This window comes from Pseudomonas putida (assembly GCF_001941965.1).
Classification (GTDB): Bacteria; Pseudomonadota; Gammaproteobacteria; order Pseudomonadales; family Pseudomonadaceae; genus Aquipseudomonas; species Aquipseudomonas putida_L.
The window spans coordinates 13,917-36,784 of sequence record NZ_MKZO01000044.1 but is presented as its reverse complement, the minus strand read 5'-3'; the positions used below and the strand labels follow the sequence as shown (position 1 = coordinate 36,784).

The following is a 22,868-nucleotide window of genomic DNA, read 5'->3' as shown; positions in this document are numbered from 1 at the left end:
TCAAGCCAGGGTTTGGCTGGCGGTGTCAAGCGATGCGGTATAGGTAGTCAAAAGGGCTTCTCCCATGCACTGATTTGAGCGCTAATTATATGATATTTATGGATAATTTCCAAAGTTGATGACATTGAGGTATCCCCATGCCCACAGAAAACCGATCCAGCAATATCGAGATAGCGAAAATTCTGTCTCCCTTCGCCGCCGTGGCCGACTGCTATTCCGATGCAGAAGACGACAGCTTTGAGCCAGCCCGCGACCGGGGCCAGCACAAGGACCTTGCCTTGACGCTCGGTCAATTTCGGGCAGTTCGCGCCTTGTTGGATCATCCGATGGCTTGCAGACACGAATGGACCGATGACGGAGAGTGGCAACTGACCTGCACGAAGTGCGGAGCGCAGGAAAACCACGAGCCGTACGGCTGGGTGCAGACCCGCGGCCCGGCGATCAATCAATTCACCCAAGAATGGGACATCGTCCAGGAATGGGAAGACCAGGGCTTCCAGTACAAGGCTATGCACGATCACCCAGCGCCAGTAGATGCTGAGGAAGTGGCGCGGCTACGCGCTGAACTGGCCGACCAGGTGGCACTCGTTGACTGGTGGAAAGATCACCTCGCCGTGCACCTGGCGATTCTGTTTGGAACCTCGGGCCACACGCCTGAGGAGGCCGAGTTGAGCGCTGACGACATTATCAGCCGTGCAGAGCGGTTGGCACCTAGCAAATCCTGACAGGAGTACATCCGTACTCCTCCCTGCTTTAACCCCTCTCCCCTCTATTCAACTGCCGCGATATGGCGGCCAAGGAATCGTCATGCCCACAGAAACCGATTCTCCAATACCGAGATTGCCAAAAATTGTGGCTCCCTTCGCCGCCGTGGCCGACTGATCCAGACCTAAACCTCAAGCGCCCAGCAAGGAGCAACGCTCATCGACCATCGCCATAACGCGTTCCTTGAAAACCGCTAGGAGAGTGGCGAGAGTCACTCCCTCCTTCACCGGTTGAATCAGTATGTACCCAAATTTTTCGCCCTGGACGACTATGTGCTGCTCGGCTTGCCAAGGACTGCCTATGGTGGGCCACTTGAGCTTGAACGTAGCTGCGTAACCGCGGTAAAGCATTTCATGGGTGTAGAAACACTTAGAATTCATATGACTGCTCGTGCGCGATCATCACGATCGCAGCAAACTGAAGCATTAGATGGGGCTTCTGCCTTTGAGTAGACGAGGATCAAAGGCTTGCCGTGTATGAGGGGCTAGATGCAGGGCTTCTGGCTGGGTTGCCAGCGCTCTTATGGATGGTTCGACCAAGTCGAATAGGCATAGGGGAAATGTCCCCACAAATTGTGATGCTCTCAGCTACTTAGGTTACAGCAGGCGCACACCTGTTCCCTAAGCATTTCAATAAATCTGAATGGGCGCTGCTCGGGCGCGTGTTAGCCAGTACCGCTCATGGTTTCGGCGGCCCACTGTAAAGCTCTCTGCCTAGCCCAGGCCATTGCTGTAGAGATCGTTTGGCCTTCGCAGGCAGGGTGGTACTCCTCATGTAGTGCAAGCCCCTTAACGCCATAAATACCGAAGAAGAGCTGGGTGACGCCCTTCTTTGAAATCCGTGCCTGGATGTTGATGAGGGAGCCACAAGGAAGGCGCTCGTCCTGATTGCGGAAATGCAACTCGGGGTTGGCCCATTCCCAGTAAACCTTACCGCGATTACGCATGGTCGGGCCCTCAAGGATTAGAAAATGTTGTTACCGCCTCGGTGAGCCTACAGCACTGCCGCGGTTCTGCCAGTAATAAATCGAACTTACAACCTCACACAACTGCCGCGAGTGAGCGGCCAAGGACGAAGTCATGCCCGAAGAAACGCAACCGGCCTGGCCGGATCACTTCCGCTACATCGACGAGATCAGCCCCGATGGCGTGACGATCGTCTGCAAGCGCTTCGTGGTGGTGCGCGAGTCGGATCACTTCTATTGGATTGCGCCATATCGCTTTGTTGGCCTGGCCCGGATGAGCCTGGCCGAAGGCCGCAAAAGCCCACACGTCAAGCGCGTGCTGAAAGCGTCTCACGGACGTCGGTTCGCGTACCCGGACAAGGCGAAGGCCCTTCACTCCTACAAGGTCAGGAAGCGCCGCCAGCTCGGCCACGCACAGCTTGCAATGGAGCGCGCGAAGACCGCCCTGGAAGACCTCAGGGAAGTGGAAGAGATCGCAGATGAGCGCTTGTGCGCCGGCGGCGACTTCATCAAAGAACTGAACTGGGATGACTACTGATGACCCGCCTAGCCCTCCTCCTCGCGCTGCTGGCCACTCTGGTCGGCTGCATCGAGCAACCCGGCCACCTGGAGGTAAAGGAAGACCAGGCGCGCGCCGTCACCTGCTGGCAATCGAATAGCGGTATGGCCTGCCTGCCTAACTGGATACTGGCCCCGCCAGAACCAGAGCGATGCTTGATCAAGGATCTCGGGAAGTCCGAGGCCTGCCGGAAGCTGTTTGACAAACACGCCGGCAGTCAGCGCCAGCTCTCCCCGCACGAACAAGAAGACAACGGACCAACACCTGCCGGCGCCGAGCGGCGCTGGGATGAAGAGAGGTATTCGCTATGAAAATTGGGAAACTGTTCATCGGCCTGGAGTGGTGCTACGGCGCAAAAGACCAGGCCGTGATCTTGAGCTGGGCGCTTAAGTCCGGCTACTGGCGCTGGTCGATTTGGTGGCGCAAGCCGCAATCGATTTTCTGCATGCCAGCCCTCGGGCCGTCCATGGCAGTCGGCACCAGGTACTACGTTGGTGGTGGCCATTTCGGCGCGTGGCTGCGGCTTCCTCTTGTGGGGTCGCTCTCGATCCAAACGCAGCCGCCATATCCACAGCGGGTGGCGCCATGATCGCCCTCACCTACATGGCCTACCACGTATGGAGGCGGCCGCGATGAGCAAGCCGCGCGCGAGAACCAGTACCAGCGCAAAGGTCACCGTCACCATCGAGCTCAGCAACCTCGGATCCTGGGGTCCTGAATGCACGATCGATCAAGTCTACCGTCAGGCGCGGGAAGCGGCGATCGGCCGGCTGAACAAGGTGTTCAAGGACCAAGCTGCCAGCACGCGCATCCTGGGCCCGGTGATCGTTGAAGCCGTCACCACCGACCTAGAAAAACGCTAATCCTCTTCCCGACAACTCAAGCCCGCCGGCGATATCCGGTGACCAACAGCACGAGGCCCGGCACCAGGAGGCCGACCGACGTGTACCCGAAGGCGACCTGACCTGACGCTCCAACTGCGGCGAACGCAGCGCCAATCGCAATGAGCGGCACGGAGGTGAAGTAAAACGGTTTGGCTGTCTTGCCCATATCAATACTCCTGTTCATTCCCTCTTTTAACACATGAGCCCGCCGACATGCGCGGGCGAGGATTCCCTATGTCCGCAACCAACCGATTCCATGAAGCAGCCAACGACGCCCTGGTTGAGATCAGCCGTCACCTGCCGCCAGGCGCCAAGCTGGCACTGGTCATCTACACCGCCGGCAACCCGGAGCTCGATATCGTTCTCAAGGACCACGGCCTCGACCCTGACGAGGTGGTGAGCGCCCTGCGTCGTCGTGGTGGCCTGAGCCTGGACGGCAACAACACCTACAAGAGCAGTCTCTGCGATGTGGTAGTGGGCTCGCTGGCCTGCGGGAAGCAGAACAATAACCCGCCACCTGCTGGACACTGGTGCGAACAGTTCTGGGAAATCGGGAGGGCCGAGGGAGAGCAACAGGCGCACCTGCTGGCCGAACTCACCCAGGTTCGTGACCAGCGCGACGACTTGCTCAGTGCTGCCACGGAAGCCCTTTCTGTGATCGACCGCATCAAGCCCGCAGGCAATGGCAACGGCACACAGGTCCGGCTTGCCGCTGCAATCAGCAAGGCCAAGGCCTGACCACCAACCTGCCGCCACCGGCGGCGTGGAGACCATCCCATGGAATACGAAATCCTCTCGGACGAGGAGCTGGTGGAGATCACCGGCTACAAGCCCCGCGCGTATCAGCGCCGCTGGCTCACAGAACGCGGCTGGCACTACGTCGAGAGCCGTGGCGGCCGTCCGCTGGTCGGGCGCCAGTACGCTCGCATGAAGCTAAGCGGCGCCGTAATCGACGTCGTGCCTACCGCGGCGCCTCCAGCGCCCAAGCCCGCATGGGTGCCAGACTTTTCCCGAGTGAAGTGAGATGCGCCCAAGAAACACAGAAAACCGCGATCTGCCGCCGGGCGTGTACCGGCGCAAGCGGGCCAGGAAGAGCGGCAAGGAGTGGGTCGGTTACTACTACCGCGACCAGGCCGGAAAAGAAATTCCTCTGGGCACGGACCTCGTCAGGGCCAAGATGAAGTGGGCCGAACTCGAAGCCAAGCGCCTTCCTACCGAACTCACCACGATGAAGGGGATCTTCGACGAGTACGAGAAGAAGATCATTCCGACGAAGGCGCCTCGTACCCAGAAGGACAACATCTACGAGTTGAAGCAACTCAGGGAGGTCTTCGACGAGGCTCCGATAGACGAGATCACCCCGTCGATGATCGCCCAGTACCGCGACACCAGATCAGCCAAGACCAGGGCAAACCGCGAGATCGCCCTGCTCTCCCACGTCTTCAACACTGCCCGGGAATGGGGGATCACCACCCGGGAGAACCCTTGCCTGGGAGTGAGGAAGAACAAGGAGAAACCGCGGGACTACTACGCAAACGAGATTGTCTGGAAGGCAGTTTATGAGGAGGCGCCGCAGGAGTTGAAGGAGGCAATGGACCTGGCCTATCTCTCGGGCCAGCGGCCTGCGGACGTGCTTGCCATGCGGAAGGACTTCAGGGAAGGGATGTACCTGCGCATTGCCCAGGGCAAGACAGGCAAAAAGCTACGGATCCTGCTGGAGGCGGACGGCGTGCAGAACGCCTTGGGCAACCTGCTTGATCGGATTGAGCAAAGGAACAGCCATCACCTCTCCCCGTTCTACATCGTGAACGAGGACGGCAAGCGGATGAGCTGGGGAATGTTGCGCAACCGCTGGGCGGACGCAAGAGAGGCAGCAAGGGTGAAAGCCATGGCCGAGAAGAAGGTGGACTTGGCCAAGCAAATTGCGCAGTTCCAGTTCCGGGATATCCGACCAAAGGCTGCGTCCGAGATTAACGACTTGGGCGATGCCAGTACCCTGCTTGGGCACTCGAAAGCCGAAATGACCGAGCGTGTTTATCGTCGCGTAGGCGCCATCGCCAAGCCTTCGAAGTAACAGAGTTTCGGAACTTCACCCCCAAAGTTTCGGAACTCCGGCATCACCCCGCGCAAACTAAAAAGCCCCGCAGACGTTAATCTGCGGGGCTTTGAATAGTGGAGGCCGAGGTCGGAATCGAACCGGCGTAGACGGATTTGCAATCCGGAGCATAACCACTTTGCTACTCGGCCTCATGAGCTTCAGAAATCTCTCGATTTCCCTAACTCGTTGAAAACGTTGAGATTTTTTATTTCTCGTCGCTTTCGATGGACGCCATTATGTCCACATTCCCCCACCCTTGCAACCCCCTGATTTAAAAAAAGTTTCTGCCCGGTGACAGGGCCGCTTTGCGGCCGGAAAGCGCCCTGCCCCGCGCCTTTCATCTCAGGCGGCTTCCCGCTGCGCGCCCGTGCGGGTGACCTCGAACAGCCCCACCAGTTTCTGCAATTTGTTGGCATTGAGCCGCACCGTTTCCGCACTGGCATGCAGGACGTTGACGGTCTGGTGCATTTCCAGCGAGGACTGGTCGACTTCCTTGATGGTCCGCCCGTAGTCCAGGCTGCGCTGGTTGAGCTGCTGGATGATGCGGAACATGTTTTCCACCGCCTGGTGCAACTGCACGTTTTCCGAGGAGGCCTGTTCGGCCAGGCCCAGGCTCTGGTCGACATTGTGCACGCCGTCTTCCATGAAGCCGACCGCCTTGCGCGTTTCACCCTGCAGGCTTTCGACGGTGACGCGGATTTCCTCGGCGGCACTGGAAGTACGCGCCGCGAGGCTGCGCACTTCGTCGGCTACCACGGCGAAGCCGCGGCCGTGCTCCCCTGCCCTGGCCGCTTCGATGGCAGCGTTGAGGGCCAGCAGGTTGGTCTGGTTGGTGATGTCGCTGATCAGGCCGCTGATCTTGCCGATCTCGGCCATGCGGCTGTCGAGCAGTTGCACACTGGACGCCGAGCGTTCGACCACGTCACGGATCGATTGGGTGCCCTGCTGCACGGTGAGGAATTGCTCCCGCGCCCGCTCGACCACTTCGTCCATGGCCTGTTTCATCTGCTCGGCACCGGCAGACGCTTGCTGGATTTCCCCCAGTTGCTCTTCAACGATGACCATCATGCGGTGCACCGCGTCCGCCACTTCCATGGAAGTGCTGCTGGCCTTGCGGCTGCGGCCGATCATCATCTGGTTGGTGGTGCCGACGCTGTGGCTGGCCTTGACCACCTGGCCCACCACTGAGTCGAGGTGGTCGATGAAGCTGTTGATCCAGCGGCCCATGTCGCCGGTTTCGTCATTGGCCATGCGCGTCGGGTCCAGACGCTGGCGCAGGTTGCCCTCGCCCTCGGCAATGGTGCGGATCACTCCGGTCATTTCCGTCAGGCGCGCGGCCAGGCGCTTCGGGCCGAGGGTGCTGAAGACCAGGGCGGCGATCACCAGGCTGGCGGCCTCGCACAGGTCGATCAGGTGCTGGGGCAAGCCGCTGTAGTGCTGTACGCCATAGTTGCAGGCGAACAGGCCGAGCATGGTGGCGAGATAGGGTTTCATCAGGCCGAAGCTGAGGGAGCGCCGGCGGTAGACCTCTTCCAGGTCCGCCTCGCACATCATGCCCCAGCGGTCCGGCGAGCCCGGCAACTGGAAGGTCACGCCCTTGCCCACCACCGGGATATGCCGGTAGTCGGAGTAGCCCGGGTAGGTGACGAACAGGTTCGAGCCGTTGCGGATGGTTTCCCGCACGCCGGGGTGGAGTTGCTGGGTGGCCGGGTCGGTGAAGCGCAGTTCCAGTTCGGTGTGGCGCTGCACCTGCACGGTTTTCCAGGCGGTGTGCACGCCGCTCTTGAGGTTTTCACCGTGGCTGAAGGTGCCGTCCTCGAAACGCGAACGCGACAGCGCCACGCCCGGTTGCAGGTTGCGGTCGAAACGCGACTGGACCATGAACAGGTAGTTGTCCCCGGACTCGGCGAAGATATGCCCGGCCTCGCGCTGGATCAGGTCGCCCAGTACGTCGTTGGGCACCCGCCCGCACAGGCAGCCAAGGGTTTTGCCGGCGACTTTCAGCGGCTGGTAGAACATCAGCGTGACTTCATCATGGAAGCGCGACGAGGACGGGCCGATGGCGAGGGTCAGCGGATCGCTGTAGGGGCCATGAAGAAACGGCGCCTTCAAGCCTTCAGCCAGGGCGGCGGGGTTCAGGTTGCGCGCCTGCGCGCCGTTCCAGGTCGAGGCCAGCAGCTTGCCGGTGGCATCGACGACAAACAGTTCGGAGAAGTCCTCTGCCTGTTGCAGTTTTTCCTGCAGGACCTGGCCGTCAAGGGCACTGAGGCCATCGATGCCCTGGGCCAGTTCCGCAAGGTGTTCCCATTGCTCCACGGCCCAGCCGGTGAGCAGCTTGACCCGCGTGTCGGCGATGGCTTCAAAGGTTTGCTCGATCACCGGATAGGCCGTGCGGTTGACCCGGCAGGCCCAGCCCATGGCGAATTTGCCGGTCTTGCCAAACCACGGCAACCAACGGCGCTCTTCAGCGGATAACTGCATGGAGTTGCTTGATAGCGACATAGACCTCTCCAATGGCGACATTGCAATGCATTTTGAGAGGCAACTAACAGGCCAAGAGCAAAGCTAGCTAACGAATTGACCGGTAAAACTGGCTTTCTGCCACTGCGCGGAGCGCAGATAAGAATTGTTCCTGTCTTGCACAACTAAAACCGCCCCAAATAGGGGCGTTTTTGCCGTGACAGTCGTCATAACAGTGCAATATCAATGAGTTAGCTCAAACGCTGGACGCCAGCGCCCAATCACTCGAGCGTCGCCGGTAATGGGTCGGTTCGTCGCTGACCCGCCGCTCTTCGCAATTGATGAACAGGCCCAGCTGCGCCGCCCTGGCAATGGCGGCCACCTTGTTCTGAACACCGAGCTTGATGATGCTATTGCGCAAATGGAAGTTCACCGTCGATTCCGACAGGTTGAGGATGTCTGCCACCTCCTCGGCGGTTTTGCCGATGGCTGACCAGCGCAGTACTTCGATTTCGCGAGTAGTGAGATTGAGGGCCTCGATCCTGCGCTTGAGGTCGTCGACCTGCTGCATATGGATCAGGTTGCACAGGAGCAGCACCTGACCGGCTTTTTCGTACCACTCCTCGTCGCCTATCGCACCCTTTTCACGGGCTACATCGAGAATGCTGAACACCCCTTCCGAATGCGCGCCCTGCGACCAGCCATGGCACAGGCCAAAGGCCTGGGCTTCATCCCATAGCCCGGGGGCGCCGCGAAAGAAGTTCTCGTTCCAGGAGATCGGCAGGATCGAGCGCCGACAGTGCGCGACCCTGGGATCGACCTCCAGGTACTGCCTGGCCTTGTATTTCTGGATCCAGCCTGCCGGCCAGGTGCCCCAGAGCGTCGGGCGCGGGCCGAAGCTGGTCCAGCAGGTAAATCCGAAGAAATCGAATCCCAGTTGCACGATCAGGCCGTGCAGGATGTTCATGCGCAGGTTGGGAGAGATTTCTCGTGCCAGAACATTCAATACGTCGGCACTGAACGACATGATGCACCTCGGTCATCAAGCGCGAGGGTCCCTCCCGAGTGCGCTTTGGGTGGCAGTGATGTGAGCGTTAGCAGGTTGAGGCTAGTGGCGAGGCGAAGCGGCGACAACAGGCTTTTGGATATATATCGAAAGGATGTTTTTCAGCCAGGAGAGGCTCTGGGACAGGGGTTTTAGCGAGGTATGAAGCCAAATACCGCATGTCGGGGGAAGGGAACTTTTTCACGCAAGTGCAAGCGACACTGACCCTGTGGGAGCTGGCAAGCCAGCTCCCACAGGGTTGGAGTGAAGCCGACGATCACACCTTGAACTTGGAAATCATCACATTCAGCTCCACCGCCAGCCGCGACAGTTCCTGGCTCGCCGCATTGGTCTGGTTGGCCCCCGCCGAGGTCTGCATCGACAGGTCGCGGATGTTCACCAGGTTGCGGTCCACTTCCCGCGCCACCGAGGCCTGCTCTTCCGAGGCGCTGGCGATCACCAGGTTGCGTTCGTTGATCGAGGCGATGGCTTCGGCAATCACCTTCAGCGCTTCGTCTGCGGCTTGGGCGACCACCAGGGTCTGGCTGGCCTGGCTCTGGCTGCTGTGCATGGTACTGACCGCCCGGTGGGTGCCAGCCTGCACGCCGCCGATCATCTGCTCGATCTCTTCGGTGGACTGCTGGGTGCGGTGCGCCAGGGCGCGGACCTCGTCGGCGACCACGGCGAAACCACGCCCCGCTTCCCCCGCGCGCGCGGCCTCGATGGCGGCATTCAACGCCAGGAGGTTGGTCTGGTCGGCAATCGAACCGATCACATCGAGCACCCGGCTGATGTCGTTGACGTGGTTGGCCAGGTCCTCGACTTCCTGGGCGGTTTCGCCGACATCGCTGACCAGGCTCTGGATCGAGGCCAGCGCCTGGTCCACCTGGGAGCGGCCATGCTGGGTGGTGTCGTCGGCCCGGCGCGAGGCATCGGAAGTGGTCACCGCGTTGCTGGCGACTTCTTCGACGGCGGCAGTCATCTCGTTGACTGCCGTGGCCGCCTGCTCGATCTCGGCGCTTTGCTGCAGCAGGCCGCGACTGGTGTCGTCGGTGACCGCATGCAGCTCTTCCGAGGCCGAGGCCAGGCGGTCGGAGGATTCGGCGATCTGCCGGATGGTGGTGCGCAGGCGTTCCTGCATGGTGCGCATGGACTCCAGCAGCAGCGCCGGCTCGTCCTTGCCGTAGACGTTGATTTCCTGGGTCAGGTCGCCGTGGGACACGCGGTCGGCGACCACCACCGCTTCATGCAGCGGCAGGACGATGCTGCGGGTCAGCACGGCAGCAATGGCGATCATCGCGAGGAGGATCACCACCAGGGTCACCGCCATGATCACGATGGCGCGGTCATAGGCTTCGCCGCTGACCCGTCCGGACTCCAGCAAGCCATCGTAGTTGTAGCGGATCAGGTTGCTCAGGTCGTTCATCATGTTGTCGGCATGGGCGACGATGGGGCCGTTGAGCAGGTCGATGGCGTCCTCGGTGCGGTCGGCGCGCACGGCGTCGAGCAACTGGCGCTGCAGTTCGGAGTACTGGCTGTAGGAGCTGTTGAAGGCGTCGAACAGCTCGCGGTTGCGCGGGCTGGCGATGCTGTCCTCGTAGAACTTGAGGTTGCTGGTCATCTCGCCCTGACGCTCGGTGATCAGCTCCAGGGTGCGCTGGCGCTCCTGGGGATCGCGCTGCAGGATGGAACGCAGGGTCAGGGCGCGGGTCCGGCCGAGGGCCAGGCCGACTTCGGCCAGGGCATGACTGCCGGGCTGCCAGTAGCCAGTGATCTTCTTGGTCGAGGAATCCATTTTCTCCGCTTCGAAAATGGCGACCGCACCCAGCAGCAAGACAAGCACCGCCAGGATTGCGAAAGCGAACCCGGCCCTGGCGCCGATGGAGAGATTTCTGACCCGCATTGACCGATCCTCGAATAAAGCCTTGGAGCCCACGGGCACGGCGTTACTGCGCCGGCTACGGAGGGCGTGGTGCACACAAAGGCTTTTTTCTGGTCAGGTCGCAGGCCTGATTTATGGGGTAGGTATTCTACGGAAGCAGCCAGGTGATGGCAAACTGCCTTGTATTGTTCTTTAGGGCCTCATCGCTGGCAAGCCAACTCCCACAGGGACCGTGTGCACCGCAAAACCTGTGGGAGCTGGCTTGCCAGCGATAGGGCCCTCAAAGGCTACACGAAGGCATCAGCATAAAAATCACCCTCCAGTAGCCCCCGCTCCGCCACATACTCCCGCCGCGCCGATTCCACCACCACCGGCGCGCCGCAGGCATACACCTCGAAACCCTTGAGACTGTGGAAGTCCTGCATCACCTGACGGTGCACGAACCCCGTCGCCCCCTGCCAGTCGCAGGCCTCGGCCGGCTCCGACAGCACCGGCGTATACCTCAGCCACGGCAGCTCCGCCTCCCACGCCAGCAACTGCTCATGCCGGTACAGGTCCTCGCGTCGCCGCCCGCCCCAGTACAGGTAAACCGGTCGCCGGTTACCCTGCTCGCGCAACTGCTCCAGCAAAGCCTGGATCGGCGCGAACCCGGTACCGCTGGCGAGAAACACCATCGGCGCCTCGCCGTCACGCAGGAAGAACGAGCCGAACGGCCCCTCCATGCGCAGGATCGCCTTGGGCTGCAAGGCGTTGAACACATGCCCGCTGAACACCCCACCGGGCATATGCCGGATATGCAGTTCCAGTTGCTGATCCCGGGGTGCCGCAGTCGCCATGGAATAGCTGCGCCGGCTGCCATCCTTGAGCAGCACTTGCACGTACTGCCCGGGGAAATAATTGAAGGCGCTGCCCGGCGCCAGCATCAGGCGCAGCACGGCGACGTCATGGCTGACCTTGTCGATGGAGCCGACCCGGGCGCCCATCTGCTGGATACTGATCCCGCGCAGCTCAGTCACTTCCGGTGCCTCGATCACCAGGTCGGACCTGGCCCGGGCACAGCAGAACAGCGCCAGCCCCTGCTCGCGCTCGGCCTCGCTGAGCACCTCCAGCGGGCTGTCGCCATGGTCCACTTCACCGCTGAGCAAACGTCCTTTGCAGCTCCCGCATGTGCCGGTGCGGCAGCTGTGCTTGAGCATCAGGCCATCGGCCAGGGCGGCGTCGAGCACGGTCTGCTCGGGAGAGGCCGGGCAGCTCAGGCCGACCGGCTCGATCTGCAGGCGGAAGCTCATGACCGCCCCCGCAGGTCCAGCGCCACATCGACGATCATGTCTTCCTGACCGCCGACCATGCGCCGCTTGCCCAGCTCGACGAGGATGTCCACGGTCTTCAGGCCATAGCGCGCAGCGGCGATTTCAGCGTGGCGCAGGAAGCTCGAATAGACCCCGGCATAGCCCAGCGCCAGCGATTCGCGATCGACCCGCACCGGCCGGTCCTGCAACGGCCGGACGATATCGTCGGCGGCGTCCATCAGGGTGTAGAGGTCGGTGCCGTGGTTCCAGCCCAGACGCTCGGCGGCGGCGATAAAGACTTCCAGCGGCGCATTGCCCGCCCCCGCGCCCATGCCGGCGAGGCTGGCGTCGATGCGGTCGCAGCCTTCTTCCACTGCCGCAATGGAGTTGGCGACACCGAGGCTGAGGTTGTGGTGCGCATGCATGCCGGTCTGGGTCGCCGGGTCCAGCACCGCCTTGAAGGCGCGCATGCGGTCGCGGATGTCCTGCATATTCATCGCACCGCCGGAGTCGGCCATATAGATGCACTGCGCGCCGTAGCTTTCCATCAGCTTGCCCTGGGCCGCCAGCTGCTCGGCCGGGATCATATGGCTCATCATCAGGAAGCCGACGGTATCCATGCCCAGCTCACGGGCGTATTCGATGTGCTGCCTGGAGACATCGGCCTCGGTGCAGTGGGTCGCCACGCGAACCACCCGGGCACCGGCGTCATAGGCGGCCTTCAGGTCATGCACCGTGCCGATGCCGGGCAGCAGCAAGGTGGCGATCTTCGCGTGGGAGACCACGTCGGCCACCGCTTCGATGTACTCCAGGTCGGTATGGCGACCGAAGCCGTAGTTGAAGCTGGAACCCTGCAAGCCATCGCCATGGGCCACTTCGATGGAATCGACTCGCGCCTTGTCCAGGGCCCGGGCGATATCCCGGGCATTGTCCAGGGTGTACTGGTGGCGCACGGCGTGACTGCCGTCGCGCAGGGTGACGTCGGAGATGTAGAGCTTGTTCATGCTGCGCTCCCGTTGAGCATCGACAGGGCCATGCGCTCGGCGGTGGCCATGGCGGCGGAGGTCATGATGTCGAGGTTGCCGGCATAGGCCGGGAGGTAATGGGCGGCGCCTTCGACTTCAAGGAACACCGAGGTCTTCAGGCCGGAGAACACGCCCAGGCCGGGGATCTTCAGGTCGCTGACCTCCTCGAACTGAATCTTCTGCTTGAGGCGATAACCGGGCACATAGGCTTGGACGGCCTGGGCCATTTCCTCGATGGAGGCCTCGACCTGCGCCTGATCGGCCGCCTCGGACAGCACGAACACCGTGTCACGCATGATCAGCGGTGGCTCTGCCGGGTTCATCACGATGATCGCCTTGCCCTTGGCCGCGCCGCCGATCACCTCGATGGCGCGGGAGGTGGTTTCGGTGAACTCGTCGATATTGGCGCGGGTGCCCGGGCCGGGGGATTTGCTGGCAATCGACGCGACGATTTCGGCGTAGTGCACCTTGGCTACACGGGACACGGCAGCCACCATCGGGATGGTCGCCTGGCCGCCACAGGTGACCATGTTCACGTTCGGTTGCCCGAGATTCTGCTCCAGGTTCACCACCGGCACGCAGTACGGGCCAATGGCCGCCGGGGTCAGGTCGATCAGGCGGATACCCGGCTTGATCGCGCGCAGGAAGGCGTCGTTCTGCACATGGGCGCCGGCGCTGGTAGCATCGAAGACGAAGTCGATGTCGGCGAACGCCGGCATCCGGGTCAGCCCCTCGACACCCTCGTGGGTGGTCGCCACGCCCATCCGCGCTGCACGGGCCAGACCGTCGGAAGCCGGGTCGATACCGACCATCGCCGCCATCTCCAGGTGCTCGCCATGGCGCAGGATCTTGATCATCAGGTCGGTGCCGATATTGCCCGAGCCGATGATGGCGACTTTCAATTTGCGGTGACTCATACGGCTTCTCCATAGACTTCGGCGAGCAGGATCACGTCCTGGCCGAGGGTGTCGGCGTACAGGCGCTGCACGGCGTCGGCGCGCAGGGTCAGGGCGGTGCGTTGGTTGATGTAGCCCTTGTCGGTGATTTCCCCGTCGTTGAGGCTCGGCGGGGTGTCGAGGATGATCAGGCGCACGGCGTGCTGGGACGACGCCGGAAAATCCCGGGCCAGGGCCTGCAGACCGGCGCACAGGGCCAGGCGCACCTCGGGTTGCAGGGCCAACTGTTCACCGCTCATGCCCTGCCCCGCCTTGCCCAGCAATTCGCGCAGGGCCGGGGTCGGATAGACCAGGGCGCCGACCGCGTCGCGGTCATGCCCGCAGATCACGCAATCGCTGGCATAGGGCGCCAGGGCGCTGACCAGGCGCGGACGCAGGGTACCCACCGAGACCCAGGTGCCGCTGCTGAGCTTGAAGTCCTCGGTGACCCGGCCATCGAAGAGAATCCCCAGCTCCGGTCGCTCGGGGTCGACCAGCCGCCCGGCATCGCCGATACGGTAGAAGCCCAGCTCGTCGAAAGCCGCCTCGGTGCTTTGCGCATCGTTCAGGTAACGCGGGAACACCGACGGGCCCTTAACGCGCATTTCCAGCTTGTCGCCACTGGGCACGAAACGGATCTGCGTGCCCGGTACCGGCAGGCCGATATTGCCGGCCCGGTCCAATTGGAAGTGCACGCTGGTGACCACCGGGGAGGTCTCGGTGGAGCCCCATTCGGTGGCGAAGAACAGCGGCGCCTCGCGCACCTCGGCGGCGCGAGCCGAGAGCCGTTGCCAGGAGCTTTGCGGCAAGGCGGCAGCGGCGTAGAACAGCAGGTCCAGACGACCGAACAAAGCGCGGGCCAGCTCCTCGTCGCGCTCCAGGTACGGCAGCAGCGCCTCGTAGCCACGGGGCACGTTAAAGAACAGGGTCGGCCGCACCGACTTGATGTTCTCCACGGTGCGGTCGATCTGCCCCGGCAGCGGCCGGCCATCGTCGATATACAGGGTGCCGCCGTTGCGCAGCACCAGGTTGAAGTTGTGGTTGGCGCCGAACACATGGCTCCACGGCAGCCAGTCCAGCACCACCACTTCGATGTCATCGATAAAGCGCCAGCACTGGGCGATGGCCTGCTGGTTGGCGCAGAGCATGCCGTGGGTGTTGATCACGGCCTTGGGCGCACCGGTGGAGCCGGAGGTCAGCAGATAGCGCGCCGGGGTGTCGCCATCGAGGCGGAAGAAGGCCTCCATCACTGCCGGGCTTTCGGGCTTGTACAACAGCGACAGGGCCAGGCCGTCGGGGATCTCCTGGGCATTGCGCGCAGCGACCACCGGGCATTGCGGCGCGACCAGTTCGATGGCCCGGCAGTAGGCATCGCCGTCGTTGACGAAGATCAGCGCCGGGTCCAGCACCTCGATGATCGCCTTGAGCTTGCTGCAGCCGCTGCCGGTATTGCGTGCATAGGCCACCGAGACCGTGGACACCGGAATGCCCACGTGCATCGCCGCCAGGGTGAGCAGGGCCTGGTCGATATCGTTTTCCGAGAGCATCAGCACCGGGCGACCGGGTGCGCTGTCCAGCTCCAGCAGGCCCTGGGCCAGGGCGCCGACGCGCTGGCGCACGTCCTTGTAGGTCAGGGTGAACCAGCCGCCGTTACGGCGCTCGGCCAGGTAAGGATGATCCGGTTTGACGGCAGCCCAATGCTCCAGCCATTGGCCGATGCAGCGGGCATAGGGTTGCAGGGGTTCAGTCGAGGCAAGGATGAAACTGCCGTCCGCGCCGGGTTCACAGCGCACACGGGCCGGCGCCAACCGCGTCGGGTCGTTGAAGAAATCGTACATGGCACGCCCTCGTGGGTCGGCGGATCAGGTTCCGGCGCCCACTGGTTTTATTGTTGTGACGTTCACCGGCGCGTGGGCCGGCGTGGCTTGTTCAGACGAAGCGGCAGCTCACCTCGCCCAGGCGGGTCAGGCGCAGACGCAGGCTGTCGCCGGCCTGGACCTGGACCATCGGCCCCAATGCCCCGGACAGCAGCACATCGCCGGCCTGCAGGGGACGCCCGGCTTCGGCCATGGTCCGTGCCAGCCAGAGGCAGGCATCCAGCGGGTTGCCCATGCAGGCAGCGCCGACGCCGATGGCCGCCTGCGCACCGTTCTTCTCCAGCAGCATGCCTTCCAGGGCCAGGTCCAGCCCGGCCAGGCTGACCGGGGTCTTGCCCAGCACATAGAGGCCGGACGAGGCGTTGTCGGCGACGGTATCGACCAGGGTGATCTTCCAGTCCTCGATCGCCGAATCGACGATCTCCAGGGCCGGCAGCACATGATCGACAGCGCGCAGCAGCTCGGCCAGGGTGGTGTCGGCATGGGGCAGGTCGCGACCGAGGACAAAGGCAATCTCGCCCTCGGCCTTGGGCTGGATCAGCCGCGTGCTGTCGATGGCCTCGCCGTCACGGATTTCCATATCGGCGAAGAGCATGCCGAAGTCCGGCTGGTCGACCCCCAGTTGCTGCTGCACGGCCAGGGAAGTCAGGCCGATCTTGCGCCCGCTCAGGCGGCGGCCGGCGGCCAGGGCGGCCTGGGTGTTGAGTTCCTGGATGGCATAGGCGTCGGCCAGGCTGTTGATGTCGAAACGCTCGGAAATCCGGGCGCAGGGCACGCGGGATTCGCGGGCGCGGGCCAGGGCTTCGGCGGCGGGGTGCAGGGCGGGATGGCTCATCGGGTTCTCCTCGATTCAAAGGGTCCGGGCACGGCTTGCGCGGTAGCCCTGGTGCAGTTCGTCCACCAGTTCGGCGACGTTGTAGCGGCGGCTGATCTGCCCCACGCCCTGCCCCGCCGACCACACGTGTTTCCAGGCCTTGTTGGCGCTGGCGATATTCCCGGAGAAGTCGATACTGGCCCGGCTCTGCGCAGCCGGATCGATCCCGGCGCTTTCCAGTGACGGACGCATCCAGTTGGCGAGCACGCCGCTGACCGCCTTGGTCGTGACGATATCGTCGAGGCCGCACTGCACCAGCATGTCGCGGTAGGCGTCCTCCACCAGGCTTTCCTCGGCGGCCACCAGGCGCGTGCCGACCAGGGAGAAATCACAGCCGAGCACCTGCGCGGCATGAACATCGCGCCCCGTGGAGATCGCCCCGGCCAGGCCCAGCGGGCCGTCCCAGAACTGGCGAACCTCGCCGATGAAAGCGAAAGGGTTATAGGTCCCGGTATGCCCACCGGCGCCGTTGCACACCAGCACCAGGCCATCGACCCCGGCATCCATGGCCTTGCGCGCCAGGGCCGGGCTGATCACATCGGCGATGACCACGCCGCCGTAGGCATGCACGGCTTCCAGGACTCGCTTGGGACTGCCCAGCGCAGTGGAAACGATGGGTGGCTGATAGCGCTTGACCAGTTCCAGCTCGGCATCGAAACGGTCGTAGGTGCTGTGCACGATCATGTTCAGCATCCACGGCGCACGGTTTTCACCCCGCTGGATCGCCGCTTCGCGTTCGCCGACGATCTCGCCGAGCCAGGCGTCCAGTTGCTCGACGGTGCGGGCATTGGGCGCCGGCAGGCTGCCGACGATCCCGGCCTGGCAGCAGGCGGAGACCAGTTGCGGGCCGGATACCAGGAACATCGGCGCGGCCAGCACCGGCATATTCAGGCCGGAGAACATCTCCAGCAGTTGTTGTTGCGGTGCACTAAGGCTTCTGTTGCTCATCACGCATCTCTCTTGTTTGTCTTGTAGAGCACGCAGTTGTCGATTCAGGTCTTGCGGTGTTTCGCCCCGGCGCTGCGGATCTCCCAGCCACCATCGCTGTGGATGATGTTGGCGGTGGTCATGCCGGCGTTTTCCCGCGAGGCCAGCAGCACGTAATGGCCGGTGTGTTCCTCGGGTTCGGCGATCCGTTGCAGCGGCACGGCCTCGGCGGCGCCGGTTTCGAAGCCGGGAATCTGGTTCAGCGGCACGCTGCGGCTGTTCAGGCCTTCCAGGCTTTTCATCGGCGTGTTGGTGGCACCGGGGGCGACACCGTTGACGCGGATATTCGGCGCCAGCTCGTAGGCCAGCTGGCGGATCATGCCGACCAGGGCATGTTTCGCCGTAACGTAGAGAATGCCACCACCCCCGGCATAGAACGCACTGTTGGACAGGGTGAAAATCATGTTGCCGCGTGTTTCAAGAAGCGCTGGCGTGGCGGCCTGGGCACCGAGCAGGTAGCCCTGGACGTTGATCGAAAACAGCTTGTTGAAGGCGCTTTCGAAGTCTTGCGGGGCGATGCGGTCCAGGCGGGTGAAATAGTCGAAGACCGCGGCGTTGCCGACGAAGGTGTCGAGCTTGCCGAAGGCCTCGAGGGTCGCCGCCACGGCGCGCTGGTTGTCCTGCCAGCGGGAGACATCGCCCTGGACGGTGATGATGGAATCCCCCAGCTCGGCGGACAGTGCTGCCAGTTGTGCGGCGTCGCGGCCCATGACTGCGACCTTGGCGCCTTCGGCGACATAGCGGCGTACGATGGCGCTGCCAATCCCGCCGGTACCGCCGGTGACCAGGGCTACCTGGTAGTTTAGCCAACCCATGTTTCAGTCCTCGAAATCTACGCGCCCCCTGTGGGAGCTGGCTTGCCAGCGATAGGGCCAGGCCGGGCAAAGATGTTGGTCCTGCTGGCCTCATCGCTGGCAAGCCAGCTCCCACAGGGGGGGTGTTGCGCCTATAGGAAGGTATTGATGTTCTTGCACAGCAACATCGCGTTGGGGATCAGGATCTTGCGCCGCAGCAGCTTCAGCCCGTCGGCCTCGACCCTCAGCACATCCTCGCGCCGCCCGGTGATCTGCGACTGTTCGTCCAGCCCGCGGCTGCGCACGTTGATAAAGCAGGAGAAGGCCCGGTATTCCCCCGCCTCCTCCCCGGCATACACCTCGATATTGCTGACCAGGTGCACATTGCGCGTCGGCGGGTTCTCGGCCCAGGCCGAAGGCTGCTTGAAGCGCGCCACCCGGCGCTGCAACTCGCGGATCCCGTCGTCGAAAAAGGCCATGTGCTCCAGTGTGTAGGGCCCGGACTTGTCCTCGCGCCGACGGTTCTCGATGCCCGGCATCCAGTAGTGGATCGCTTCGCTCAGGGTCTGCAGCCAGTCATCCCAGCATTCGTCATCCAGCAAGCGCGCCTCGCGCAGCAGGAACTGCTCGACCCGGCGGCTTTCCTCGAAGGACAGTTGTGGTTGGTTCATCTCGTTCTCCTCAGCGCAGCGTGCCGTTGCGGTCCGGGACATCGGCCCAGGTCGGCGCTTGCAGCAGGTCCTTCCAGCGCTGGTAGAACGCCCGCGCGTTGCATTCGTTGAGCTGCCCTTTGAACACATTGCCGGGCAGGTCGCTGTCTTCCAGGCGGGTGTGCATGCCGAGGCCGACATACAGGTCCTGGTAGCGGGTGACCACGCCCTTGGCGGTCTTGGTGCAGTATTCCCAGTTTTCGCCGTCGTCCATCTCGAACACGCCGGTGGGCGAGAAGGTCATCATCGCGCCGCGCCGCCATTTGTCCTTGATGTCCTGCGGCGCGTTCTTGTTGACGATCACCCAGGTGAACAGCTCGATCTTGTGCGGCCCGCGCGGCTGCCAGATGCGCACGGTGTTCTGCCCCGGCAGGAAGGAGAAATTGGGGAAAACGGTGAACGACGAGATCGCCCCGATCAGCTTCGAGCGGAACTCGCCCAGGCGCTCGGCCACCTTGGGCCGCAGCACGTGCAGGTACTTGTTGATATCGCGCTCGCCGAGGGTCGCGGCATTGCCGACCACATCGGTGGCGAACTCGTAGCCGTGGCCGTTCCAGTTGACCGAGTAGGACTCTTCCAGCTCGCCGACATTGGCCACCGGCCCGCCGAGCATGGCCTTGGCCGCCGAGTCGTGGGTCCAGCCGCCGTGGAGGATGTCGCCGACGAAGTTCTCCGCGGCGATCTTCCAGTTGCATTCGATGGTGGAGCGGATGCAGCCACCGAGGAATTCGCTGCCGCCCTCGTCCATGTCGAGCATCACGTCCATGTACCAGGTCATCGGCCCGAGGTATTCCTCCAGGGTCGGTGCATCGGCGGCGAAGGTGGCGAAGACCAGGCCTTTATAGGTGGCGACCCGGGCCTCGCGCAGGCCATGCTTCGATTTGTCGAAGTTGCTTTCTTCGTAGCACTTGGACTCGTGCATGCCCATCAAGCGGCCACCGTCGGCGCCGAACGACCAGCCGTGGTAGTTGCAGATAAAGCCCCGGGCATTGCCGGCCTCGGCAAAGCAGACCTTGTTGCCACGGTGCGGGCACGAGTTGAGGAAGACCTTGAGCGAGCCGTCCTTCTGCCGCACCACCAGCACTTCGTCCTCGCCCATGGAGGTGGTCAGGTAGTCGCCGAACTTCGGCAGTTGCGATTCGTGGGCAACGAACAGCCAGCAGCGGGCGAAAATCTTCTCCAGCTCCTGCTCGTAAATGGCCTGGTCCCAGAACACCTTGCCCGACAGCCGGCCCTCCTCCATATCGCAGATACGGTCGAGGTTGCCCAGCGCGGGGGTCGATTCGATGGTCCTGAGCGGAATGTGCTTATTGTTATCCATGGTTCAACTCACAGGCATGCGGTTATCAGACCGGGCTTTGCGCCGCGGCCAGGGCTTCGTCGGCTTCCAGCGCCACATCGGCGAACACTTCGCGGTCGGTGACGATGATCTTGTAGGTGCGCAGGTGCCGCTCGCAGGGGAAGGTCACCGCCTGGCCCGTGGGGATATGAAACTGGCCCCAGTGCACCGGGCAGGTGATCAGGTCGTCTTCCAGGTCACCCTCGGCCAGGGACGCCGTGGCATGGGTGCACATATCGGTGGTGGCGTAGAAGGTGCCGCCCAGGTTGTAGACGCAGATGGCATCGCCCTCGGCGCGCTCGACCTTCTTCAATTCACCCGGGGCCAGCTCGTCGCGCTGGCACAGCAGTACGCGGCTCATGGGCGCGCCTCCTTCAGTTGCACGAAGCCCAGGCCGGTGACCCAGGCCGGCACCGCCTCGTAGGCGATGACTTCGCCGACGGGCTGCTCCAGCGCGGCCATCGCGCAGGCGAAATTGCGGATTTCCATGGCGCCGTTGCCGGCCCGACGGAGGATGTCTTCATCGCTGTAGGCGCAGAGCCCGGCGAGATCGCCCTTGACGCCCAGTTCGAGGATCTCGCGGTCGAAGTCTTCGGCGACCTTGCCCATCTCGGCGGTGCCGACCCAGTGGCTGATGCCGCCGCTGCCGATGATCACCACGCGCTCGTCGGCGTCGAAGGACTCCACCGCCGCGCGGATCTGCCGGCCCAGGTCGGCCGAGCGTTGCAGCGAGATATAGGGATCGACGCCGCAGGCCAGGTACACCGGAATGCTCGGCAGGGTCTTGCCCATCAGCTGTTCGGCCGGCTGCACCACCAACTGGTGGGGAATGGAGAAGGAGTGGTCGACGGTAAAGCTGCGCGCCACGCTCCAGTCCACGCCATTGGCATCGCCATGGGCGACGATGTGCTCGGCCAGGGCCTCATGGTTCTTCACCACCCGCCGTTGCAGGCCCGGCAGGCGGTCGATCGGGCCATCCACGTCGCCGGTGCCGATCACATAGCGCGGCAGGCAGTGGGTGCCGAAGAGGATGTAGTGGTCGCAACCGACGATGATCACCGCGGTCGGCTCCAGCTCGGCCAGGCGCCGGGCGCATTCGGCATAGGCGCCCCACACCGCATCGCGCTGGGCTTCGGACGGCGCCTTGGGCGCCACGAACATCACCGGGTCATGCGGCATCCAGAAGCCGCCAACTATCTTGCCCATTTCGTCACCCCTTGAGCGCGGCGGAAAAGCCGGCGCCCTGTTCATCGGTGCAGCCCAGACGCTGCTTGTAGACCGCCATGTCGCGCTCGACCGAGAGCTCCTGCCAGAAGCCCATGGTCAGCATCGGGTTGACCCCGGCCGCCTGCAGCCCGGCGACGTCGAAGGCGAGGATCATCGCCCGCTCTTCTTCTGCCAGGTCGAAGCGTCCGAGAAAGCCTTCGGCGTCCTGGCGAAAGCGCTCTTTCGCCGCCCGCTCGACACAGAGTTGCCAGAGCACCCGTTCCATCACATTTCGGCTCATGGCGCTTACTCGCCCAGGAAGTCGCGGACCAGCGCCGCGAAGCGCCGGGGTTGCTCGCTCTGCACCCAGTGGCCGCAATGGCCGAACAGGTGCAGGTCGGCATCGGGAATGCTGTTGGCGATCAGCAGGCCGCATTGCGGCGGCACCACGCGGTCTTCGCGACCATGCACCACCAGGGTCGGCGCGCTGATCTTGGCCAGGGCGGCCGCGGGGAAACCGCGCACGATGGTTTCGCCTTCGGCGGCCGGTTGCGGGATCAGTTTGCGCAGGGCGTCCTGGGCGCCGGGACGTGCACTGGCCTCGTAGCGGGCCTGGACCATCTCGTCGCTGATCAAGGATTTGTCATAGGGGAACAGCTCCATCAGGCGGCGCATGTTGTCCAGCGACGGCTCGTATTCCCAGGCGCCACGCAGCCCGGCGGTCTGTACGAACTCACCGGCCGGGGTGCCCAGCAGCACCAGCTTGTTCACCCGCTCCGGGGCGAACACCGCCAGGCCGATGGCCACGGCGCCGCCGAAGGAGTTGCCAATGAACGAGGCCTTCTGGATATCCAGGGCATCCATGATGCCGACCAGGTGATTGACCCAGAGCTTGATGTCGTACTTGGCATCCTCCTGGAACTCGGTGAAACCGAAGCCGGCGATATCCGGAACGATCACCCGATAGCGGTCGGCGAATACAGGCATGCTTTTGCCCCAGTTGCTCCAGCCGGAAACCCCCGGGCCGGAACCGTGCAGCAGGAACAGGGCATCCCCCTGGCCGGCCTCGTAGTAGTGGGTGTTGTGCCCTGCAGCCAGCAGTGTCTTGGCATGTGCGCTCATCGAGGTCTCCGTTTTTATTCTTAACATACAGATGTGTATCTAGATGCTAGGGA

At 63.2% G+C, this 22,868-nt stretch carries 26 protein-coding genes and 1 tRNA gene; 8 read left to right on the top strand and 19 right to left on the bottom strand.

Annotated features, from left to right (window positions below):
- The first annotated feature begins 137 nt into the window (after positions 1-137).
- Positions 138-725: a hypothetical protein gene (locus PSEMO_RS23170; RefSeq protein WP_075805284.1), complete on the top strand. Its 588-nt coding sequence runs from the start codon at positions 138-140 to the stop codon at positions 723-725.
- 704 nt (positions 726-1,429) lie between these two features.
- On the opposite strand, the gene PSEMO_RS23160 is transcribed toward PSEMO_RS23170, so the two are convergent.
- The gene (locus tag PSEMO_RS23160) at positions 1,430-1,711 is read right to left on the bottom strand and encodes a hypothetical protein (protein WP_075805282.1); all 282 of its coding nucleotides are present in this window, start codon (positions 1,709-1,711) and stop codon (positions 1,430-1,432) included.
- 133 nt (positions 1,712-1,844) lie between these two features.
- Between PSEMO_RS23160 and PSEMO_RS23155 the strand changes: the two genes are divergently transcribed.
- From PSEMO_RS23155 to PSEMO_RS23140, 4 genes are read left to right on the top strand one after another with little or no spacing between them, the layout of a single operon-like run.
- Positions 1,845-2,267 carry a hypothetical protein gene (locus PSEMO_RS23155; protein ID WP_075805281.1) on the top strand — a complete coding sequence of 141 codons (423 nt, stop codon included), beginning with the start codon at positions 1,845-1,847 and terminating at the stop codon, positions 2,265-2,267.
- A complete protein-coding gene (locus tag PSEMO_RS23150) occupies positions 2,267-2,599 on the top strand; it encodes a hypothetical protein (RefSeq protein WP_075805280.1) in 333 nt (110 codons plus the stop codon). Before PSEMO_RS23155 ends, PSEMO_RS23150 begins: the two co-directional genes overlap by 1 nt.
- Positions 2,596-2,877 (top strand): hypothetical protein, encoded by a 282-nt coding sequence (locus tag PSEMO_RS23145; RefSeq protein ID WP_075805279.1) that lies wholly within the window; start codon positions 2,596-2,598, stop codon positions 2,875-2,877. The genes PSEMO_RS23150 and PSEMO_RS23145 overlap by 4 nt, the downstream gene beginning before the upstream one ends.
- Before the next feature lie 43 nt (positions 2,878-2,920).
- Entirely contained in the window at positions 2,921-3,151 is a 231-nt protein-coding gene (locus PSEMO_RS23140) for a hypothetical protein (protein WP_075805278.1), read from the top strand.
- A gap of 16 nt (positions 3,152-3,167) precedes the next feature.
- On the opposite strand, the gene PSEMO_RS33570 is transcribed toward PSEMO_RS23140, so the two are convergent.
- Entirely contained in the window at positions 3,168-3,338 is a 171-nt protein-coding gene (locus PSEMO_RS33570) for a hypothetical protein (protein ID WP_178392038.1), read from the bottom strand.
- Positions 3,339-3,406: 68 nt separating this feature from the next.
- Between PSEMO_RS33570 and PSEMO_RS23135 the strand changes: the two genes are divergently transcribed.
- The 3 genes from PSEMO_RS23135 to PSEMO_RS23125 are packed head-to-tail and all read left to right on the top strand — an operon-like array spanning position 3,407 to position 5,246.
- Positions 3,407-3,910 (top strand): hypothetical protein, encoded by a 504-nt coding sequence (locus PSEMO_RS23135; protein ID WP_075805277.1) that lies wholly within the window; start codon positions 3,407-3,409, stop codon positions 3,908-3,910.
- A 39-nt stretch (positions 3,911-3,949) separates the two neighbouring features.
- On the top strand, positions 3,950-4,195 hold the full coding sequence (locus PSEMO_RS23130; RefSeq protein WP_075805276.1) for a DUF4224 domain-containing protein: 246 nt from the start codon (positions 3,950-3,952) through the stop codon (positions 4,193-4,195).
- 1 nt (position 4,196) lies between these two features.
- A complete protein-coding gene (locus PSEMO_RS23125; RefSeq protein ID WP_075805275.1) occupies positions 4,197-5,246 on the top strand; it encodes a phage integrase in 1,050 nt (349 codons plus the stop codon).
- 99 nt (positions 5,247-5,345) lie between these two features.
- Here PSEMO_RS23125 and PSEMO_RS23120 read toward each other — a convergent pair.
- The 17 genes from PSEMO_RS23120 to PSEMO_RS23040 all read right to left on the bottom strand — a co-directional run bounded on the left by PSEMO_RS23120 (position 5,346) and on the right by PSEMO_RS23040 (position 22,815).
- A tRNA-Cys gene (locus PSEMO_RS23120) sits at positions 5,346-5,419 on the bottom strand.
- A 193-nt stretch (positions 5,420-5,612) separates the two neighbouring features.
- Positions 5,613-6,263, bottom strand: coding sequence for a methyl-accepting chemotaxis protein (locus tag PSEMO_RS34370; RefSeq protein ID WP_372239136.1), 651 nt, complete (start codon positions 6,261-6,263; stop codon positions 5,613-5,615).
- A 1,723-nt stretch (positions 6,264-7,986) separates the two neighbouring features.
- Positions 7,987-8,757: an autoinducer binding domain-containing protein gene (locus tag PSEMO_RS23110; protein WP_081430315.1), complete on the bottom strand. Its 771-nt coding sequence runs from the start codon at positions 8,755-8,757 to the stop codon at positions 7,987-7,989.
- 295 nt (positions 8,758-9,052) lie between these two features.
- Positions 9,053-10,678, bottom strand: coding sequence for a methyl-accepting chemotaxis protein (locus tag PSEMO_RS23105; protein ID WP_075805272.1), 1,626 nt, complete (start codon positions 10,676-10,678; stop codon positions 9,053-9,055).
- Positions 10,679-10,944: 266 nt separating this feature from the next.
- Positions 10,945-11,946 (bottom strand): CDP-6-deoxy-delta-3,4-glucoseen reductase, encoded by a 1,002-nt coding sequence (locus tag PSEMO_RS23100; RefSeq protein WP_075805271.1) that lies wholly within the window; start codon positions 11,944-11,946, stop codon positions 10,945-10,947.
- Entirely contained in the window at positions 11,943-12,950 is a 1,008-nt protein-coding gene (gene dmpG, locus PSEMO_RS23095) for a 4-hydroxy-2-oxovalerate aldolase (RefSeq protein WP_075805270.1), read from the bottom strand. Before dmpG ends, PSEMO_RS23100 begins: the two co-directional genes overlap by 4 nt.
- Positions 12,947-13,888 carry an acetaldehyde dehydrogenase (acetylating) gene (locus PSEMO_RS23090; RefSeq protein ID WP_075805269.1) on the bottom strand — a complete coding sequence of 314 codons (942 nt, stop codon included), beginning with the start codon at positions 13,886-13,888 and terminating at the stop codon, positions 12,947-12,949. The genes dmpG and PSEMO_RS23090 overlap by 4 nt, the downstream gene beginning before the upstream one ends.
- Positions 13,885-15,744 carry a feruloyl-CoA synthase gene (locus PSEMO_RS23085; RefSeq protein ID WP_075805268.1) on the bottom strand — a complete coding sequence of 620 codons (1,860 nt, stop codon included), beginning with the start codon at positions 15,742-15,744 and terminating at the stop codon, positions 13,885-13,887. The genes PSEMO_RS23090 and PSEMO_RS23085 overlap by 4 nt, the downstream gene beginning before the upstream one ends.
- 91 nt (positions 15,745-15,835) lie before the next feature.
- Complete coding sequence (locus tag PSEMO_RS23080; RefSeq protein WP_075805267.1) at positions 15,836-16,618, bottom strand: 2-keto-4-pentenoate hydratase; 783 nt, start codon at positions 16,616-16,618, stop codon at positions 15,836-15,838.
- 15 nt (positions 16,619-16,633) lie between these two features.
- Positions 16,634-17,605: an NAD(P)H-dependent flavin oxidoreductase gene (locus PSEMO_RS23075; protein ID WP_075805266.1), complete on the bottom strand. Its 972-nt coding sequence runs from the start codon at positions 17,603-17,605 to the stop codon at positions 16,634-16,636.
- 44 nt (positions 17,606-17,649) lie between these two features.
- On the bottom strand, positions 17,650-18,459 hold the full coding sequence (gene hcaB / locus PSEMO_RS23070; protein ID WP_075805265.1) for a 3-(cis-5,6-dihydroxycyclohexa-1,3-dien-1-yl)propanoate dehydrogenase: 810 nt from the start codon (positions 18,457-18,459) through the stop codon (positions 17,650-17,652).
- Positions 18,460-18,590: 131 nt separating this feature from the next.
- Positions 18,591-19,109, bottom strand: coding sequence for a 3-phenylpropionate/cinnamic acid dioxygenase subunit beta (locus PSEMO_RS23065; RefSeq protein WP_075805264.1), 519 nt, complete (start codon positions 19,107-19,109; stop codon positions 18,591-18,593).
- A gap of 10 nt (positions 19,110-19,119) precedes the next feature.
- Complete coding sequence (locus tag PSEMO_RS23060) at positions 19,120-20,469, bottom strand: aromatic ring-hydroxylating oxygenase subunit alpha (protein WP_075805263.1); 1,350 nt, start codon at positions 20,467-20,469, stop codon at positions 19,120-19,122.
- Positions 20,470-20,494: 25 nt separating this feature from the next.
- Positions 20,495-20,848 (bottom strand): non-heme iron oxygenase ferredoxin subunit, encoded by a 354-nt coding sequence (locus PSEMO_RS23055; RefSeq protein WP_075805262.1) that lies wholly within the window; start codon positions 20,846-20,848, stop codon positions 20,495-20,497.
- Positions 20,845-21,693, bottom strand: coding sequence for a DODA-type extradiol aromatic ring-opening family dioxygenase (locus PSEMO_RS23050; protein WP_075805261.1), 849 nt, complete (start codon positions 21,691-21,693; stop codon positions 20,845-20,847). Before PSEMO_RS23050 ends, PSEMO_RS23055 begins: the two co-directional genes overlap by 4 nt.
- A gap of 4 nt (positions 21,694-21,697) precedes the next feature.
- Entirely contained in the window at positions 21,698-21,994 is a 297-nt protein-coding gene (locus PSEMO_RS23045) for an extradiol ring-cleavage dioxygenase (RefSeq protein ID WP_075805260.1), read from the bottom strand.
- 5 nt (positions 21,995-21,999) lie between these two features.
- Positions 22,000-22,815: an alpha/beta fold hydrolase gene (locus PSEMO_RS23040; protein WP_075805259.1), complete on the bottom strand. Its 816-nt coding sequence runs from the start codon at positions 22,813-22,815 to the stop codon at positions 22,000-22,002.
- Positions 22,816-22,868 lie beyond the last annotated feature (53 nt).